Annotated in this window: 18 protein-coding genes and 1 tRNA gene; 8 read left to right on the top strand and 11 right to left on the bottom strand. The window is 67.4% G+C overall.

Going from position 1 to position 18,147, the window contains the following annotated elements; all coding sequences use genetic code 11:
- On the top strand, positions 1 to 225 hold a 225-nt coding region (locus tag ACFPN1_RS11900), incomplete at its 5' end, for a hypothetical protein (protein WP_386755218.1).
- A gap of 84 nt (positions 226 to 309) precedes the next feature.
- Here ACFPN1_RS11900 and queA read toward each other — a convergent pair.
- Entirely contained in the window at positions 310 to 1,350 is a 1,041-nt protein-coding gene (queA, locus tag ACFPN1_RS11895; RefSeq protein ID WP_386755217.1) for a tRNA preQ1(34) S-adenosylmethionine ribosyltransferase-isomerase QueA, read from the bottom strand.
- A gap of 54 nt (positions 1,351 to 1,404) precedes the next feature.
- The gene (locus ACFPN1_RS11890; RefSeq protein WP_386755215.1) at positions 1,405 to 1,836 is read right to left on the bottom strand and encodes an Lrp/AsnC family transcriptional regulator; all 432 of its coding nucleotides are present in this window, start codon (positions 1,834 to 1,836) and stop codon (positions 1,405 to 1,407) included.
- 121 nt (positions 1,837 to 1,957) lie between these two features.
- Here ACFPN1_RS11890 and ACFPN1_RS11885 point away from each other — a divergent pair, with 121 nt between their 5' ends.
- Both ACFPN1_RS11885 and upp read left to right on the top strand, forming a co-directional pair.
- A complete protein-coding gene (locus ACFPN1_RS11885; protein WP_386755214.1) occupies positions 1,958 to 3,457 on the top strand; it encodes an aminotransferase class III-fold pyridoxal phosphate-dependent enzyme in 1,500 nt (499 codons plus the stop codon).
- 365 nt (positions 3,458 to 3,822) lie between these two features.
- Entirely contained in the window at positions 3,823 to 4,455 is a 633-nt protein-coding gene (upp, locus tag ACFPN1_RS11880) for a uracil phosphoribosyltransferase (RefSeq protein WP_386755213.1), read from the top strand.
- Between the two features lie 7 nt (positions 4,456 to 4,462).
- Here the strand turns inward: upp and ACFPN1_RS11875 are convergent, their stop codons facing one another.
- From ACFPN1_RS11875 to rsmD, 7 genes are all read right to left on the bottom strand, one after another.
- Positions 4,463 to 5,191: a TMEM43 family protein gene (locus ACFPN1_RS11875; protein ID WP_386755212.1), complete on the bottom strand. Its 729-nt coding sequence runs from the start codon at positions 5,189 to 5,191 to the stop codon at positions 4,463 to 4,465.
- Positions 5,188 to 6,078 carry an MBL fold metallo-hydrolase gene (locus ACFPN1_RS11870; protein ID WP_386755211.1) on the bottom strand — a complete coding sequence of 297 codons (891 nt, stop codon included), beginning with the start codon at positions 6,076 to 6,078 and terminating at the stop codon, positions 5,188 to 5,190. Before ACFPN1_RS11870 ends, ACFPN1_RS11875 begins: the two co-directional genes overlap by 4 nt.
- Positions 6,079 to 6,157: 79 nt before the next feature.
- Positions 6,158 to 7,873, bottom strand: coding sequence for a gamma-glutamyltransferase (ggt, locus tag ACFPN1_RS11865; protein ID WP_386755262.1), 1,716 nt, complete (start codon positions 7,871 to 7,873; stop codon positions 6,158 to 6,160).
- Between the two features lie 51 nt (positions 7,874 to 7,924).
- Positions 7,925 to 8,176 (bottom strand): YfhL family 4Fe-4S dicluster ferredoxin, encoded by a 252-nt coding sequence (locus ACFPN1_RS11860; protein WP_187711589.1) that lies wholly within the window; start codon positions 8,174 to 8,176, stop codon positions 7,925 to 7,927.
- Between the two features lie 195 nt (positions 8,177 to 8,371).
- On the bottom strand, positions 8,372 to 8,863 hold the full coding sequence (locus tag ACFPN1_RS11855) for a hypothetical protein (protein ID WP_386755210.1): 492 nt from the start codon (positions 8,861 to 8,863) through the stop codon (positions 8,372 to 8,374).
- A 58-nt stretch (positions 8,864 to 8,921) separates the two neighbouring features.
- Positions 8,922 to 9,425 carry a pantetheine-phosphate adenylyltransferase gene (coaD, locus tag ACFPN1_RS11850; protein ID WP_386755209.1) on the bottom strand — a complete coding sequence of 168 codons (504 nt, stop codon included), beginning with the start codon at positions 9,423 to 9,425 and terminating at the stop codon, positions 8,922 to 8,924.
- Between the two features lie 30 nt (positions 9,426 to 9,455).
- Positions 9,456 to 10,091, bottom strand: coding sequence for a 16S rRNA (guanine(966)-N(2))-methyltransferase RsmD (gene rsmD / locus ACFPN1_RS11845; RefSeq protein WP_386755208.1), 636 nt, complete (start codon positions 10,089 to 10,091; stop codon positions 9,456 to 9,458).
- A 65-nt stretch (positions 10,092 to 10,156) separates the two neighbouring features.
- Between rsmD and ftsY the strand changes: the two genes are divergently transcribed.
- Genes ftsY through ACFPN1_RS11825 form a run of 4 tightly spaced genes read left to right on the top strand, consistent with a single transcriptional unit; the run spans position 10,157 to position 13,955 of the window.
- Positions 10,157 to 11,320 (top strand): signal recognition particle-docking protein FtsY, encoded by a 1,164-nt coding sequence (gene ftsY / locus ACFPN1_RS11840; RefSeq protein WP_386755207.1) that lies wholly within the window; start codon positions 10,157 to 10,159, stop codon positions 11,318 to 11,320.
- Entirely contained in the window at positions 11,320 to 12,600 is a 1,281-nt protein-coding gene (locus tag ACFPN1_RS11835) for an AsmA family protein (protein WP_386755206.1), read from the top strand. Before ftsY ends, ACFPN1_RS11835 begins: the two co-directional genes overlap by 1 nt.
- Positions 12,597 to 13,679 (top strand): A/G-specific adenine glycosylase, encoded by a 1,083-nt coding sequence (mutY, locus tag ACFPN1_RS11830; protein ID WP_386755204.1) that lies wholly within the window; start codon positions 12,597 to 12,599, stop codon positions 13,677 to 13,679. The genes ACFPN1_RS11835 and mutY overlap by 4 nt, the downstream gene beginning before the upstream one ends.
- A gap of 3 nt (positions 13,680 to 13,682) precedes the next feature.
- Positions 13,683 to 13,955, top strand: coding sequence for an oxidative damage protection protein (locus ACFPN1_RS11825; RefSeq protein ID WP_386755203.1), 273 nt, complete (start codon positions 13,683 to 13,685; stop codon positions 13,953 to 13,955).
- Positions 13,956 to 13,976: 21 nt separating this feature from the next.
- On the opposite strand, the gene ACFPN1_RS11820 is transcribed toward ACFPN1_RS11825, so the two are convergent.
- On the bottom strand, positions 13,977 to 14,408 hold the full coding sequence (locus ACFPN1_RS11820; RefSeq protein ID WP_386755202.1) for a DUF6491 family protein: 432 nt from the start codon (positions 14,406 to 14,408) through the stop codon (positions 13,977 to 13,979).
- Positions 14,409 to 14,562: 154 nt separating this feature from the next.
- Between ACFPN1_RS11820 and ACFPN1_RS11815 the strand changes: the two genes are divergently transcribed.
- Positions 14,563 to 14,638 (top strand) — tRNA-Phe (locus ACFPN1_RS11815).
- Positions 14,639 to 14,875: 237 nt separating this feature from the next.
- On the opposite strand, the gene ACFPN1_RS11810 is transcribed toward ACFPN1_RS11815, so the two are convergent.
- Entirely contained in the window at positions 14,876 to 17,917 is a 3,042-nt protein-coding gene (locus tag ACFPN1_RS11810; RefSeq protein ID WP_386755201.1) for a DUF7948 domain-containing protein, read from the bottom strand.
- Between the last annotated feature and the right edge of the window lie 230 nt (positions 17,918 to 18,147).

Genomic DNA, 18,147 nt, shown 5'->3' with positions numbered 1-18,147 from the left:
CTGTTGCTGTTGCTGTTGCTGTTGCTGTTGCTGTTGCTGTTGCTGTTGCTGTTGCTGTTGCTGTTGCTGTTGCTGTTGCTGTTGCTGTTGCTGTTGCTGTTGCTGTTGCTGTTGCTGTTGCTGTTGCTCGTCATTCCCGCGAAAGCGGGAATCCAGCGACTTTGCTCTTCGGACTTATTGCGCCACGTACCGAAAGACACTGGATTCCCGCTTTCGCGGGAATGACGACTCAAATTTCCACTGCCCTTCGGACTGTTCTGCAGTACGTACCGAAAGACACTGGATTCCCGCCTTCGCGGGAATCACGACCTAATGCGGAAACAACAACATCGCATCGCCATACGAGAAAAACCGGTACCGATCCCGGATCGCATGCTCATACGCCGCGAACATGCGCTCCTTGCCGGCAAACGCCGACACCAGCATCAGCAGCGTGCTTTCCGGCAGATGGAAATTGGTGATCAGCGCATCGACCGAGCGGATGCGATAGCCGGGCAGAATGAACAACCGGGTCTCGCCGGCGAAGGGCCGCAACTCGCGATCGCCGGCCTCATTCGGGCGCGTCGCGCTTTCCAGCGCGCGCACCACGGTCGTGCCCACGGCCACCACGCGCCCGCCCGCCTCGCGCGTGCGCCGGATCTTCTCGACCAGTTCCGCCCCGACGTTGAGCCACTCGCTGTGCATCACGTGCTGGGCAAGGTCGTCCACGCGCACCGGCTGGAACGTGCCCGCGCCCACGTGCAGCGTGACATGGCCGAACTGCACGCCCTTCGCGCGCAAGGCATCGAGCAGCGCATCGTCGAAATGCAGGCCCGCCGTCGGCGCCGCGACGGCACCGACTTCGCGCGCGAATACGGTCTGGTAGCGCTCGTCGTCGTTCGCGCCCGGTTCCCGCTGGATATAAGGCGGCAGCGGCAGGCGCCCCGCGTGCAACAGCCACTGTTCCAGCGATTCGTGCACATGGAAGCGGACCAGATAGAACTCGCCTTCGCGGCCCAGCACTTCCAGCTCGCCGCCCGCGTCCAGCGCGATGCGCGCGCCCGGCTTGGGCGACTTGCTCACACCCAGTTGCACGCGGGCATCGCTGCCGCCGAGCAGGCGCTCGATCAGTATCTCGACGCGGCCGCCAGTCGCCTTCTGCCCGAACAGGCGCGCGGGAATCACCCGCGTGTCGTTGAACACCAGCAGGTCGCCTTCGCGCAGCAGCGATGGCAACTCCCGGAAGGTGCGGTCCTGGAACGCGGCATCGCCGGGCGGCACCACCAGCAGGCGGCTGGCCGAACGTTGCGGCAGTGGCGCCTGGGCGATCAGCTCCGGCGGCAGGTCGTAATGGAAATCGGACTTCTTCAAGGCGATGGCGCGCAAAAGAATCGGCAATTGTAGGGCGTTGGGCCGGCGCGCCCGTCAGCGTTCGAACTTGGCCGACAGGATGATCGAGGACGTCGTCCGCTCGACGCCGTCGATGGCGCCGATCCGGTCGGTCAGCTCGTCCATCTCGGCCGCGGTCGGCACCACGCCCATCGCCATCAGGTCGAACGGCCCGCTGACCGAGTGCAGCGCGCGCACCTCGGGCATGGCGCGCAGCGCCTCGACCACGGCCGCCATCTGCTTGGGCAGCACGGTGATCATGATGTGGGCGCGGATGTGGCTGCGTTCGGCCGCATCGTTGACCCGCACCGTGTAGCCGCCGATCACGCCCTCCCGCTCGAGACGCTCGATGCGGCTCTGGACCGTGGTCCGCGACAGCTTCAGCCGGCGCGCGATCTCGGCGGTGGACGCGCGCGCGTTCTCGCGCAGCACGGTCAGCAACTGCTGGTCGGAGGCGGTGATCTTCACAAAAGCGCGGCCTGATTCGTCGGATTGACGAAATATACGATTATTTCGTCCAAATCCGTACTACCGATCGACGAATTAATCCCGATAATAGGTCGGATTGGCCCCAGACCCGGAGACTCCCATGGCAGCCGTTACCGACAAACTCGCGCCCCTGCGCGCCCATGCCGGCAAGCGCCGCACCGTGGGTCTCGATGACGGGGTCATCGCCCGCTTCGCCGCCTCGCACCCCGACCTGGTGGAGGCCATCGACGCCGCCGTGGCCGAATACGAAGCCATCAAGGCCGACTTCGCCGACCTGCTCGACCTGGACGAAGACGCGCAGCTGCGCGCCGTGCAGGCCGGCTACGTCAACTTCTACCCGGACGACGGCGTGAACCCGTACGTCGCCCTCACCGCCCGCGGCCCGTGGATCGTCACGCTCAAGGGCGCGGTCCTCCACGATTCGGGCGGCTACGGCATGCTCGGCTTCGGCCACGCGCCCAAGGCCGTGATCGCGGCGATGGCCAAGCCGCAGGCGATGGCCAACATCATGACCCCGTCGCTGTCGCAGCTGCGCTTCGAGCAGGCGATCCGCGCCGCCATCGGCCTGAACCGCGGCGCGTGCCCGTACGAAAAGTTCCTGTGCCTGAACTCCGGTTCGGAGTCGGTTTCGCTGGCCTCGCGCATCGTCGATGCCAACGCCAAGACCATGACCGACGCCGGCGCGAAGCACGCCGGCCGCGCGATCAGGCGCCTGGTGGTCAAGGGCAGCTTCCACGGCCGCACCGAGCGTCCGGCGCTGTACTCGGATTCCACGCGCAAGACCTACATGCAGCATCTCGCCAGCTTCCGCGGCGAAGACACCGTGCTGACCGTCGAGCCGTATGACATCGACGCGCTGAAGAAGGTGTTCGCCGACGCCGATGCCAACGGCTGGTTCATCGAGGCGATGTTCCTCGAGCCGGTGATGGGCGAAGGCGACCCGGGCCGCAGCGTGCCGGTGGCGTTCTACAACGCCGCGCGCGAGCTCACCAAGACCCACGGCTCGCTGCTGCTGGTCGACTCGATCCAGGCCGGCCTGCGCGCCAATGGCGTGCTGTCGATCATCGACTACCCCGGCTTCGAGAACGTCGAAGCGCCGGACATGGAGACCTACTCCAAGGCGCTCAACGCCGGCCAGTACCCGCTGTCGGTGCTGGCCGTGAGCAAGCGCGTGGGCGAGATCTACAAGAAGGGCCTGTACGGCAACACCATGACCACCAACCCGCGCGCGCTCGACGTCGCGGTGGCGGTGCTCAAGCAGGTCACGCCGCAACTGCGCGAGAACATCCGCGCCAAGGGCAAGGAAGCGACCGACAAGCTCGAGCAGCTGAAGGCCGAGCTCGGCGGCATGATCACCAAGGTCCAGGGTACCGGCCTGCTGTTCTCGTGCGAGCTGTCGAACGAGTTCAAGTGCTACGGCGCGGGCTCGACCGAAGAATGGCTGCGCGAGCACGGCATCGGCGTGATCCACGGCGGGGTCAATTCGCTGCGCTTCACCCCGACCTTCGGCATCACCAGCGAGGAAATCGACCTGCTGGTCGGCATGGTCGCCCGCGCGCTGAAAGAAGGCCCGCGTGCGCAGCAGGCGGCTGCGGCCTGAGCGCGTTTCCCTCCCCCGATTTGCGCTCCGGAAGGCCGGCTCTTGCCGGCCTTTCTGTTTCTGGATGCGCACACAGGTGGGAGAAGCGAGTCGAAACGGTGTGCTGTTGCGTCCCCTCTCCCCGCCTGCGTGGAGCGGGTGCCGAAGGCGGGTGAGGGGGCGCGAGCGCGAGCTGCTGTTGCTTTTGCATTTTTGCTGAAGCCAGAAACAACTCGCTACGCTCGCCGCCCCTCATCAGCCCTGCGGGCAGCTTCTCCCGCGCGGCGGGGAGAAGCGCGAATCAAACGCGGCGCGCGCGCAGGGGGGGCCCTTCTCCCCGCGCACGGGAGAAGCGAAAACAAGAGCGCTGCGCTAACCTGCGCCGCATGAAAATCATCGAAGTCCGCCATCCCCTGGTGAAGCACAAGCTCGGCCTCATGCGCGCCGCCGGCATCAGCACGAAGGAGTTCCGCGAACTTGCTTCCGAGGTCGCCACGCTGCTCACCTATGAAGCGACCGCAGACCTGGAAACCGAAGACGTCGTCATCGAAGGTTGGGCCGGCCCCGTCGCCACGCAGCGCATCAAGGGCGCCAAGGTCACATTGGTCCCGATCCTGCGCGCGGGCCTGGGCATGCTGCCGGGCGTGCTCGAGCTGATTCCGGCCGCAAAGGTCGGCGTGGTCGGCCTGCAGCGCGACGAAGGCACTCTGCAACCGATTGGTTACTACGAAAAGCTCACCGGACGCATGGACGAACGCACCGCGATCATCCTCGACCCGATGCTGGCGACCGGCGGCACACTGATCGCGACCATCGACATGCTCAAGGCCGCGGGTTGCCGCCGCATCAAGGGGCTGTTCCTGGTCGCAGCACCGGAAGGCCTGCGCGCACTGGAAGCACGCCATCCCGACGTCGAGATCTACACCGCCGCCATCGACGAGCGCCTCAACGAGGTCGGTTACATCCTGCCGGGACTGGGCGACGCGGGCGACAAGATCTTCGGCACGCGGCAAGCCTGACCGCGCGCTACTTCCCGTGACGATGCCGCCGGCGACGCGCGGCGACCATCACCGCGATAACCACCACCAGGCCGCCGCCGAAGAACGGCCACACGCGCTGGGCATGCTGCGGCTGTGCCGATACCGACGGTGGCGTGTTCACCCGCGGCGCATCGGGATCCTCCGCCAGCCGCCAGACGCCATCGCGCAACACGATCTTGCCGCCCAGCGGCGGCAGGACCAGCTCGCGCCAGGTGATGCGCAGGTCGCCGATCTCCGGTTCGAGCGGATTCTCGGCACTGCCCAGGCCCTCGCCTTCGGGCTGGAACGACGCCGCCAGATTGGCCGGGAGCCGCGAGAAGCCGGGCCGCAACGTGCGCCATTCGCCCAGGGTGCGCAGCACCGCGGGATCGAGCGGCTTGCCGTCGAGCGTTGGCTTCTCCGCCCACCAACGGCGGTTCTCCAGCGGCAGCGCGCGCGGATTGGCGTGGGCCGCATCGAAGCCGCTGGAATCGATCAGCGCCCCATGCCACACCCGCTCGTAGCCGTCCTCGCCGATGCGCCACTGGTACATCTCGACGCGACGATCGAGGCCGAATTCGCGCGTGGCCACCTTGAAGTCGGGATCCACGATCGGCGCGCCCGGGTCGGGGAAATCTTCCGGCTCGGTCTGCGCCGCCACCGGCGTGGCGAACGCGGCCGCAAGCAGCGCTGCCACTCCCAGGAGCACGGCGCGCGGCGCGGCCACGCGGATCATGCCGCCAATGCCCGCGCGTGCAGTTCGGCCACTTCGTGGGCCGTGCCGAACCGGCCCTTCTCGTCCCTGACCACCTGCGCCAGTGCGCACCCGGGGTCGTGGGTGAAGAACAGATGCACGTTGCGTGCGAGCTTGTCCTCAAGGAACTGCTTCTTCTCGTCGATGAGCAGTTCCGCGTTGCGGTCGTAACCCATCGTGATCGGCACGTGGACCCACGGCCGCCCCGGGATGAGATCGGCGCAGAACACCACCCCGCCGTGTGCATCGCCGTCGACCATCTCGGGGCCGACGATCTCCGAAAGCATCAACCCCGGCGTGTGGCCGTCGCTGTAGTGGAAACGCACCGCGTTGCCGAGCAGCTTCGAATGCGCGCCTGCGACGAGTTCGAGGCGGCCGGTGGCTTCGAGCAGTCCCGGCAGTTCGGCGATGAAGCTCGCGCGGTCGCGCGGATGCGGATGCCGCGCGCGTTCCCAGTGATCGCGCCCGACGACGTAGCTGGCATTGGGGAACACCAGCCGCGGCGCGACGCCCTCCTCCCACTTCGCCAGCACGCCCCCGGCATGGTCGAAATGCAGGTGCGACAGCACGACGACGTCGATGTCTTCCGGCTTGAATCCGGCCGCGGCCAACGAATCGAGCAGCACGTGCCGCTCCTCGTTCACGCCGTAGCGCTCGCGCAGCTTGGGTTCGAAGAAGGCGCCGATGCCGGCTTCGAACAGCACCGTCTTGCCGGCCAGCGGCGTGGCCAACAGCGCACGGCAGGCCAGGTCGATGCGGTTCTGCGCATCCGGCGGCGACCACTTCTCCCACATCGCGCGCGGCGCGTTGCCGAACATCGCGCCGCCGTCGAGCTTCTGGCTGTTGCCGGTGAGGGACCAGAGTTTCATCGCCACGCATCCGATGGGGGATGCGCGGATTATCGCCCCGATCGCAGCTCGCGCGAAGCGGGCGCCGCTGCGCGCCGGATCAACGCTTGCCGCGCGTCAGCACTTCCGCGCTGCCGACCGGATTGCGCGGATCGGAGCCGCCTTCGAGCACGCCGCTGCGCTTGTCCCACGACACCGTCTGCAGGTTGCCCCACGTCGACTCGGCCGCGTTGACCGTGTGCCCCATCGCCTGCAGCGCCGCCACGGTGGCCGGATCGATCGCCCCCTTCTCGGCGGAAATCACGTCGGGCAGCCATTGATGGTGGAACCGCGGGAGCGCGGCGACCTGCTGCGCATTCAGGCCTGCGTCGTAACCGAGGATCCCCAGCAGCACTTCGGTGATGATGCGGCTGCCGCCGGGTGCACCGAGCACCGCGAGCTTGTCCGCGGACTCGATGAAGCTCGGCGTCATGGAACTGAGCATGCGCTTGCCCGGCTCCGGCGCATTGGCCGCGAAGCCCATCACGCCGAATGCGTTCGGCGTGCCGGGCCGCAGGGCGAAGTCGTCCATCTCATCGTTGAGCAGCACGCCGGTGCCGGGCGCCACCATGCCCGAGCCGTACAGCAGGTTCACCGTCTGCGTCGCCGACACGCGATTGCCTTCGGCATCGAGGATGGAGAAATGCGTGGTCTCGTCGTCTTCGAGCGGTGCGGGCTGTCCCGACAGCAGCGCACTGGGCGTCGCCTTGTCCGGATGGATGGTCGCGCGCAGGCCGGCGGCATAGTCGGGACTCATCAGGCGCCGCATCGGCACCTTCACGAAGTCCGGATCTCCCAGGTAGATGGTGCGATCGCGGTAGGCGCGGCGCATCGCTTCGACGACCACGTGATGGCGATGCGCATCGTCGAGCGCGGCCAGATCCCAGCCTTCCAGCACCTGCAGGATTTCCGCGAGCGCCACGCCACCCGACGACGGCGGCGGCGCCGTGGTGATCTCCCAGTCGCGGTAGCGGAACCGCAGCGGTTCGCGTTCCTTCACGCGATAGCCGCCGAGTTCGTCCGCGCGCCAACTCCCGCCTTCTTCCTTCACCGCGGCCAGCAGCCTGTCGGCGGTTTCGCCGCGATAGAAGCCGTCGAAACCCTTCGCGGCGATCAGTTCGAGCGTGTGCGCCAGTTCGGGCTGCCTGAGGACCTCACCGACGGTCGGTGGCGTGCCATCGGCCAGGAACACCGCGCGCGTGCCGCGATAGCGCTCCATCACCGCGCGCCGGCTCGCATAGCCCTTTTCCAGGCGCGGGTAGATCGGGAAGCCTTCGCGCGCCACGCGGATCGCCGGCGCCAGCGAGGTCGCCAGCGGCAAGCGGCCGTACTTGCTCGCCAGGTGCACCAGCGCCGCGGGCAGGCCCGGAATGCCGGCCGACCACGGTCCGTTGGTGGCGCGGTCGCGATCCAGTTCGCCTCCGGCGTCGAGGAAGGCGGCGGGCGTCGCGGACGCCGGCGCGGTCTCGCGCGCATCGACGAAGATATCGCGGCCGCTCTTTGCATCGTGCAGCAGGAAGAAGCCGCCGCCGCCGATGCCGGAACTGATCGGCTCGACCACCGACAGCATCGCCGACACGGCGACGGCCGCGTCGAAGGCGTTGCCGCCGGCGCGGATCATCTCCATCCCGGCCTGCGTGGCCAACGCATGCCCGCTGGCGATGGCGGCGCCGGGCGGTTTCGTTGCCTGCGATGCGCGGGGCGCCTGTGCGGCGAACGTCATCGCCGGTACGCACAGCAACATCAGAAAAAGCAGCTGGCGCAACGGCCGAAGCATCTTCGTCACAGGCGGTCACTCCTCCGCTGGGCGGGGTTCGTGACAGCTGCGTCAGCCCTGCGCCTGCAGGCGCGCCAGCTTGGCCAGCAGCTGTTCGTTGGATTCGGGAAAAGCGGGATCCGGATCGATGCATTCGACCGGGCAGACCACCACGCATTGCGGTTCGTCGAAATGACCCACGCACTCGGTGCAGCGCGCGGGATCGATCACGTAGATGGTTTCGCCCTGCGAGATCGCCTGGTTCGGGCACGCGGGCTCGCAGACATCGCAATTGACGCAGAGTTCGTTGATCTTCAGCGCCATGGTTTCAGATTGGCGGTAACGCCTACTCCTCTTCGACGGAATCCCGTCGTTCCAGCGGAAGCTGGAACCCATTTTGTTGTTGCCTTTGCGTTTGCTCATCGGTAACAGCAACGGCAACCGCAAAATGGATCCCCGCTTCGCGGGTTGACGCAATGGCAAAGGCGTCCGCGCCAGCGGCGCGGACGCGCCATTGCGTCACTTGGCTTCGACGAACTTGTAGCTGGCACCCGTCGGCTCGACCGCCGCCTTGACGCGGTCGCTATCGGCCTGCGCGCCGATGAAGAGCACCTTGACGCCCTTCATGCTGTCCGGCGCGGCCTTGGCGAAGGCGGCGACGGCCAGGTCGGCGCTCTTGGCCGAATTCGGGCCGCCGAACGCGAGCAGCGTGCCTTCCACGCCGCCGCGCGACATGTCGGTCTCGGCCTTTTCCAGCTGACGGTCGTACGCGCCCTGGAAGTCGGCCGACGAGTCGGCCGGCAGCGTGTAGACGTAAGTGCTGGTCGCGTTGTCGAGGTTGCGGGTGACGACGTCGGTCAGGTACGCGTTCCACGCGTTTTCGTCGGTGGCGACGGTCGGCATGGCCACCGGAGCCTTGACGGTTTCCTGCGCGGTTTCCTGCTTCTTGCACCCGCCCAGGAAGGGCAGCGCGAGGCAGGCGGCGAGCAGCAGTCGGGTCGAAATCTTCATCGGGCGTTCCCCCAGTCTTGGTGATGCGTGGTTGTAGTGCGTGGTTGATGCGGGTGGATCATGCAACGTGGTTCTGCTGCCACTGCGTCTGCAGCGCGGCGGCCACCGCCGGCGGCACGAAGCCCGAGACGTCGCCGCCGAGGCGGGCGATCTCGCGTACCAGCGACGAGGAAATGAAGCCGTATTGCTCTGCCGGCGTCAGGAACAGCGTTTCGACGCCCGGAATCAGGTGGCGGTTCATGCTCGCCAGCTGGAACTCGTATTCGAAGTCGGACACCGCGCGCAGGCCACGCATCAGCACGCCCGCGCCCATTTCCTCGACGAAATGCGCCAGCAGGCCGGAAAAACCCCGCACTTCCACATTGCCGTGGTGGGCGATCGCATCGCGGGCGAGCTGCACGCGCAACTCGAGCGGCAGCGCCGGGCCTTTGCCCGGACTGGCGGCGACGCCGATGATCATCCGCTCGAACAGCGGTGCGGCGCGGTCGACCAGGTCGACATGACCGTTGGTGATCGGATCGAAGGTGCCGGGATAGACGGCGATGCGGTTGCGGGCGGTCATTCGCGGGAGGGTCGCTCTGGAGTGGCTCGCTCAGATTGGCGATGTGGCGGCTGGCCCGGCCGGACTGTCCGCAAGTGTAGCAGTGGCCTCCGGCCGCCGCCGGTAGAGCGCGTAGTGGACCTCGCGGGTGCGGCCCTCGCGATGCAGCGACCATTCCTGCGGCGGGGCGGCATCCGCCGTGGGCGGCGCCTCGACATAGAGCCAGCCCTCCGCGGAGAGCTTGGGGGTCAGCGCCGGCAGGATCGCGCCCCAGAAGTTCGCATCGAAGGGCGGATCGACGAAGGCGATGTCGAAGCTCCCGTGCGCCTGCCCGTGCAGCCAGGCCATCGCATCCGCCTGCACCACATGCGCCGCCTCGCCGCCCTGCAGTCGCGCGGCGGTACTGCGCAAGGCCGCGGCGAGCTTTGCATCGCGCTCGACCAGCACGGCGGAAGCGGCGCCGCGCGAAAGGGCTTCCAGCCCCAGCGCCCCGCTGCCCGCGAACAGATCCAGCACCCGCGCGCCCGGCACGGCCGCCTGCAACCAGTTGAACAGGGTTTCGCGCACGCGGTCGCTGGTCGGCCGCAGACCCGGCGCCGGCGGCACTTCCAGGCGCGTGCCGCGCCAGCGGCCGCCGATGATGCGGACCTTGCCCGGCACCGCGGACGCGGACGGCGGACGGTTCATCGGGCGAGGCGGGGTCGGAGGGCTATCATGTGCGCCATTCTCGCGCACTCCCGCTTTTGCCCGCGATGCTCAATTTTTTCCGCCGCAAGAAACCCGAAGCGCCGCCCGCGACGCCGAACGATCCGCGCTCGCCGCAACCGGGCCTTCCGGCTGCGGACGAGATGCCGCCGATCGCGGACACCATGGGCGCCGCAACCTCGCACGAACCCGTGCCCGCCGAAGTCATCGCCGCGGCGATGGACGTCGAACCCGCCCCGGCTCCCGTCATCGAAACACAGGAAGCGCCGGCTGCCGCCCCGGGAAAGAAGGGCTGGCGCGAACGCCTGCGCGGCAGCGCCTTCGCGCGCACGCTCGGTGGCCTGTTCTCGCGCAATCCGCGCCTCGACGACGAACTGCTCGACGAAATCGAGACCGCGCTGTTGATGGCCGACGTCGGCGTCACCGCGACATCGCAGATCGTCGATGACCTGCGCAAGCGGATGAAGGCGCGCGAATTCGCCGATGCCAATGCGTTGCTGGCGGCGCTGCGCGGCGATCTGGTCGCGATGCTGCGCCCCGTCGCGCAGCCGCTGCAGATCGAGCGCGATGCCCGGCCGTTCGTGTTGCTCACGGTCGGCGTGAACGGCGTCGGCAAGACCACCACCATCGGCAAGCTCGCGAAGCGCTTCAAGGACGAAGACCGTCCGCTGATGCTCGCGGCGGGCGACACGTTCCGCGCGGCGGCCGTCGCGCAGTTGCAGGCCTGGGGCGAGCGTAACGGCGTGCCGGTCGTCGCCCAGGGACAGAACGCGGATGCCGCCTCCGTCGCCTTCGATGCGCTGCAGGCCGCCAAGGCGCGCGGCACCGAAGTGCTGATCGCCGACACTGCCGGACGCCTGCACACGCAGCAGGGATTGATGGCCGAGCTCGGCAAGATCAAGCGCGTCATCCAGAAGCTGGATGCATCGGCACCGCACGAAGTGCTGATGGTGATCGACGGCACCACCGGCCAGAACGCGTTGTCCCAGCTGCGCCAGTTCCACGCCGCCGTCGGCGTCACCGGACTGGTGGTGACCAAGCTCGACGGCACCGCCAAGGGCGGCGTGGTGTTCGCGCTGGCCCGCGAATTCGGTATCCCGATCCGCTTCGCCGGCATCGGCGAGCGACCGGAGGACCTGCGCGTGTTCGACGCCGAAGCCTTCGTCGATGCGCTGCTGCCGGACACCCTGGGGACGACCAGTCCCGAGTGATGACGCGTCGTCGTCGCCTCCTGCTCGTCCTCGCGCTGATCGCGGCTGTACTGCTGCTGGCAGCGGGCTGGCTGTCGCGTCCGCGGACAATCGCGGGCCTGGTCACCGGCCAGGTCGGCAACGCCCTGGGCCTGGAAATCCGCGCCGAAGGCGCCACGCACTACCGCCTGCGCGGAACACCGCAACTGGTACTGCGCGAGGTCAGCGTGCGCGAGCCGGGTTCGACGCAACCGCTGCTGACGGCACGGCGCATCCTGGTCGCATTGCCCTGGTCGACCCTGCGCGCCGGCGGCAGCGCGCTGGTGGCACAGCGCGTCGAACTCGATGCACCGCACCTGGACCTGCCGGCGCTGCAGCACTGGCTCGCGTCGCGACCGCCTTCGGCAAAGCGCCTGCCCACGCTGACGCGGGGACTGCGCATCCGCCAGGGCGAGATCGCCAACGATGACTGGCACATCGACGGCATCGACGTCGACCTGCCGCTGCTGGCACCTGCGCAACCGCTGCGCGCGCGCCTGCGTGGCCGCTACCGCGATGCACCGCTCGCTATACCGGTCGATGTCGCGGTGGCAGTGATCCACCCGGAGGCGTTGATCGCCGACCGCGCGACGGGGTTCGCCGCGTACGGCCGGATTTCCGTCGAACGGGGCGCGCAATGGCGCCTGCCCGCGTACGTGGCGCTGTCCGGACCGTTGCGGCTGGGCGCCGACGAACTGCACGTCGTCCCGGCACGCCTGGGCGTGGCGGCCAGCTACGAATCCGCCGCGACGCACATTCCCTTCGCGCTGGGCCTGCACGGGCCGTTACGCTTCGATGAAGCCACCTGGACGCTGGCGCCGGTGGGACTGGCGCTGCGCGGCCGCGACGCGGCACACGACGATCCCGTGCCGACGCTCGACGCGCAGGGAACGCTGGCACTGGGACGCACGCTCGTGCTGCGGCTCGACGGCGCACTCGCGGGATGGCCGCCGTCGTGGCCGGCGCTGCCGCCGCCGTTGGGCCAGTCCCAATCCGCGTTGCCGTTCGCGTTGCGCTACGACGGCTCGCCTGCGCTCGACGATGTCGCCGCGTTGCGCCTGCGGCGCGACGCCACGCGCTTCGACGGCCGCTTTCGTCTGCCCGAAGTGCTGGCCTGGATCGATCAAACGGACGGCACGCCGCTACCGCCACTGTCGGGATCGCTGCAGGCGCCCACCATCGAAATTTCAGGCGCACGACTGGAAGGCGTGCAGGTGGAAATGGACGCGGGCGAACGCCCGTCGGAACGCACTACGCCATGACTTCGCACCACAAGACTGCAACCGTTTCGATCGCCCCGGCTGAAACGGAAGCCTTCGCCACGCGCCTGCTGCGCTGGTTCGATCGCAATGGCCGGCACGACCTGCCCTGGCAGCATCCGCGCACGCCTTACCGCGTGTGGCTGTCGGAGATCATGCTGCAGCAGACCCAGGTCAAGACGGTGATCCCCTACTTCGAGCGCTTCGTGGCCGCGCTGCCGACGTTGCCCGCGCTCGCCGCAGCAGCGCAGGACGAAGTCATGGCCTTGTGGTCGGGGCTCGGTTATTACGCGCGAGCCCGCAACCTGCAGGCCGCCGCGCAACGCTGCGTGGAACGGCACGACGGCGAACTGCCGCGCGACCTCAACGCGCTGACGGGCCTGCCCGGCATCGGCCGCAGCACCGCGGCCGCCATCCTTTCGCAGGCGTGGGGCGACCGGCACGCGATCCTCGACGGCAACGTGAAACGCGTGCTGTGCCGCTACCACGACATCGCCGGCCATCCGGGACTGCCGGCCGTGGAGAAGCAGTTGTGGACGCATGCCGAGTCGCATCTGCCGGATGCACGCATGGCCGACTACACGCAAGCGCAGATGGACCTGGGCGCCACGCTGTGCACGCGCAGCGACCCGGCCTGCGTGCTGTGCCCGCTGCAGGACAACTGCGTGGCGCGTCGCGAAGGACGCGTTGCCGAATTGCCCACCGCCCGCCCCGGAAAGGTCGTGCCGCAGAAGCACGCATGCATCCTCTGGCTGGAAAACAGCGATGGCGCCGTGCTGATGCAGCGACGGCCGCCGACGGGCATCTGGGCCTCGCTGTGGACGCTGCCGCAGGCGGAGGATGCCGCGGCATCCCGTGCCTGGTTCGAACGCGCGCTGATCGGCGACTACGACGCCGCCGAAGCGCTGCCGCCCATCGACCACGCGTTCAGTCATTACCGTTTGCGCCTGCATCCGTTGCGCCTGCGCGGCATCGCGCTCGATCGACGCGTCGGCGACAATGACGACCTGCGCTGGGTCATGCGCGACGAATTCGCGGGGCTGGGCATGCCCGCGCCGATCCGCAAGCTGCTGGAATCCTGATCGATGGCACGCATCGTCCATTGCGACTACGAACACCGCGAGACCGAGGGCTTGGATTTCGTGCCGTGGCCCGGCGAGCTGGGCAAGCGCGTGTTCGCCCACATCGGCAAGCCGGCGTGGGCGAAATGGCTCGCGCACCAGACGATGCTGATCAACGAAAACCGGTTGTCGCCGATGAATCCGCAGCACCGCGCCTTCCTCGAAGGCGAGATGGAGAAATTCCTCTTCGGCGGCAACGCGCAGAAGCCGGCCGGCTACGTTCCACCCGAAGAATGACCTGGTCGGTGTCGCGTCGCGTTAGCCGTTGTCGCGCTGCCGGCGCATGTCCTTCTCGGCGGACTTGATCGCCTTCACGTCGAGCGGCCGGATCTGACCGATGTGGCACGGAATCGGATTCGCGCCACCGTGCGTCCGCGGGATGACCTTGTCGAAACGCGAATACACCGTGCCGGATTGGTTGGTCAGGCCGATCGCGCTGGCGAAGTCGAGGTCGGGGCACGGCCCATCGACTTCGAGCAGGTACGCGACGTTGGGACGGGTCCAGACCGCGACCGCCGTATCGCCCAGCGGAGTCCATCCATCGATACGCCCCAGATAATGGAAGCTCGGCACCGGTGCCAGCGCATGGGCACGGTAGAGCGCGAGCTTCTCGGTATCGGTCATGCCGCCGCTGGCGCAGGCGGAAAACGCGAACGCGAGCGCGGCGAGAGTGATGTGCGAAAGCTTCATGGCAGCCTCGGAAAGGGAACCCTCGCCATCATGCGCCCGCACGATGGCGGCGGAAGACGCGGGGCATCCGGTGTTCAGCGCAGGTCCGGCTTGCCAGCACGGCCGGCGCACCGTATCATTTCGGTTCTTCACGGCCGTTGTGCGGCTTGTGACCGGCCGGGTAGCTCAGTTGGTAGAGCAGGGGATTGAAAATCCCCGTGTCGGGGGTTCGATTCCCTCCCCGGCCACCATTGAATTCATCAAAACTAAAACGGGCCTTTCGGCCCGTTTTTTTTGCGACCACCGTCGTCAAATCCAATTGCCCGGCGCGGCCACGAAAAGCGAGGTCGCCATCGACGACGTAGCACGGCCATTGCGACCCTTGCGAATCTGCCGCCAGGTCCACCCGCAGACAGGAAAGGCCGGCATCTGGGATACCGGCCTTCTGTACGCGTCACGCGGTCAGCTCACGACGCTCACCGCGACTATCAGGGGACAACCTTCCAGGCCTGGTTGGTCTGCGCACCGATCGTCACGCGGTAGTTGGGATTCCCCGAGCGCCACATCACGTTTGTTCCGGTGTTCTTGTTGCGCCAAAGAATGTCGGACCGCCCGTCCCCGGTGTAATCGCCCACCGCAGCCAGGTCGAAGTCCGGCCCCACTGCCGCAGCCGGAGGCTGGCTGGCGTAATCCGCTCCACGCCACATGGTGACCACGCCGGTATTGGCGTTGCGCCAAAGGACGTCGGATTTTCCGTCGCCGAGAAAATCCCCGACCCCGACAACCTTCCACGCAAGGTCGGTCACGGCAGTCGCCACCCGCGATGTGGAAGAGTTCGCCGACATCCAGATGACATTCGATCCGCGAACGTTGTCGCGCCAGAAGACGTCCGAGGCGAAATCCCCGTCGAAGTCACCGATGCCGGCTACGGTCCAGTTGGTGCCAGCTGCACGCATTGTCTGCGTCGTGGTCGAATCCCCCGACAGCCAGATGACATTCGCACCGGTCTGGCCATTTCGCCAGAAGATGTCGGAACGCCCGTCCAGATTGAAGTCGCCGATTCCGGCAACCTGCCAGTTCTGGTCTGCGACGGTCAGCAGCGACGCTGCGCTGGTAGCGACTCCTCCTTTCCACAGCACATTGGCACCGGTGCCGGTGTTCCGCCAGAGGATGTCCGCGTGGCCATCGGCATCGAAATCCCCCGTTCCCGCCACTTTCCACTGCGCAACATTCTGCGGGGCGACAGCCGTCACGGCCGTCGAACTCGCCGAACGCCAGATCATGTTGTCGCCGGTCGTCGCGTTTCTCCAGAGGATGTCGTCGGTCTTGTCCGCATTGAAGTTGCGCGCATTCGTGCGCAGGCTGCGGATCCCATATCGGGTGATGAAGGCGTCAGCGCCGCCGCTGTTGCTCGACTTGAAAGGCACGTTCGTGGCGAGGTTGGTCGAACCTGTCACGCCTCCCACGAAGATGGTGCTCGATCCGTAAAGGGCGACGGCGGAGCCTTGGTCGGTGCCGCCGCCACCGAGATACGAGGCCCAGAACAGCTCGCCCTCGTCGGAGTAGCGCGCGGTCATCGCGTCATAGCCGCCGCCATTCGTGGACTGGAGGCCAAAGTATGGCGACGTTCCGAAGACGTTTGTGGAGTTGGTTGTACCGATCACGTAGGCAGTGCCGAATTCGTCGACTGCGACGTCTTCGAGCCGATCGTCGGCGGATCCGCCGAAGTACGTGCTGTAGCTGACCGTTGGGGTGGATCCGAGCGCGATCTTGGCGATGAAGCCATCGGTGGCGCCGGCGGGCTTCGGCTGCCAGGCCTTCACCGTCGGGAACGGTGCCGACGAAGTGCCCAGCGTCGCGCCGACCACCACCGCATTGCCGTCGGAGTCCACAGCGATCCCATGGCCTGCGTCCGCGTTCGCGCTTCCCAGGTACGTGCCGAAATGCAAATTGACGTACGGTGCCGAAGCCACCGGGTTCAGTACCGCCACGAACGCATCCGCGCCGCCGTTCAGAGCCGTCTGGACGGCACCGGCGGTCGGGAAATCGGTCGAGGTGGTTTCGCCGGTCAGGTAGATGCCGCCCGCATGGCCCGGAGCACGATCGATCGACATTGCATTGATCTGGTCGCTACCCGCGCCACCGAAGAACGTGCTGAACACCATCGCAGTGCCGGCAGGAGTGAGCCTGGTGAGAAACCCGTCGCGCGTGCCGCCGATGGATGTGTCCAGCGCGGACGCGCTGGGGAAGTTGGCGGACGCCGTTGCACCGGCGACGTAGGTGTTGCCGGACCGGTCGAGATCGATTGCGGTGCCGGTATCGACGCCACTACCTCCAAGGTAGGTGCTCGATTGCAGTGCGCCAGCTGCATTCAACCGGGCGACGAACGCGTCTTCAGCGCCGTTGTCGGCGGCGTGCGTGGCCTGCAGCGCGGACAACACGGGGAAGTTCGTCGACTTGGTGGAACCGGTGATGACCGCATTGCCTGCGCCATCCACCGCGATCGCGCCGCCGGCGTCCGCGGCTCCGCCCCCGAGGTAGGTGCTGTAGACGAGCGCGTTGCCGTCCGCGTTGAACTTGCTGACGAATACCTCGTCCGCACCGCGATTCGCTGTCTGCGCGCCATTCTTCAGCGGGAAGTTCACCGATGTCGTAGTGCCGATGGCGTAGAGATTACCCGCAGCGTCGGTCGCCAGCCCGGCGATGCCGTCGTCGGCGCCGCCGCCGAAGTAGGTCGCGTATCCCACGACCGGATCGATCACCAGCGGCCGGGTCGCGTCGTAGCGCGCGACTTCGAAACCGACCCGGTTACCGCCCAGCAGGCGGTAAGCGCCCTGCACGGGGCGACGCTGGCCGTCGACTTCCTGGTACAGCACGGGCTTGTGCTGGACGAGATCGCCGCTGGCCGTACGCAGCAGCAGGTTGCCCTTGTCGTCCAGGCGCATGGAGTCGATGCCGGCGAACTGCACGGCGATGCGGGCCGGATCGCGACCGGGCGCGACGACGAAGTCGTATTCGAGTTGCTGCTGCTTGCCGTAATAAACGAGGTCGATGCCCGGGTAGACATCGCGATACCGGACCTCGCCGTAGTGCTGCACGTTGCTGTGCCACTCGGCCGGTGTTGCGCCGTGGTAGTAGTTGCTGATGCCTTCCTGCTCGCGTCCGCCCTCGACGACCGGGCGCGGATTGGTGCCGAGCAGCGACATCCGCACGATCGCGGGCGCCCTGGCCGTGGAAGCACCATTGGAGGCGTGCGTCAGGCTCAGGACCGCCTCGGTGGGCGTCAGGAACAGGCCATAGCCGGGACCCCGCGCCAGGAACAGGACTTCCGCGTCCGTCTGCCCCACGTTGCGCTCGAAGGCCATCGGAGCCTGGCTGAAGGCGGCCTCCGCGCTGGCTGCCGCCGCCGGAATTGCTTTCGAGAGAACCGGAGCTTCCGAGAAAACCGGAGCTTCTTGCGAACCCCTGCCAAACCACAGTGCGACAGCAATGCCTGCGGCGAGCGCCGCAAGCCCAAACTTCTTGTTCATTATTCACCCGGAATGGCAGGTTCTCCGGCGCATTCTACCGATCGACCAGTGCCCGTCCATTGGCACGGGCAGGTGCCGCCGACACCTGGCGGGGCGCGTTCAGCGAAATCGGGCGGCCTTGTTGCGGCCCGCCGGCACCCGACCGCCCACGGACGGTCCGCACGAGGCACCGGTGCCGGGACGAAAAAGCCCGCCGGATGGCGGGCTTTTTCCACATGCGGACGGAAGCC

The sequence above is a fragment of the Lysobacter yangpyeongensis genome (assembly GCF_042655745.1).
In the GTDB taxonomy this organism is placed as follows: Bacteria; Pseudomonadota; Gammaproteobacteria; order Xanthomonadales; family Xanthomonadaceae; genus Agrilutibacter; species Agrilutibacter yangpyeongensis.
The sequence above is the reverse complement of the archived record's forward strand: the minus strand, read 5'-3'. Positions and strand labels throughout refer to the sequence as shown.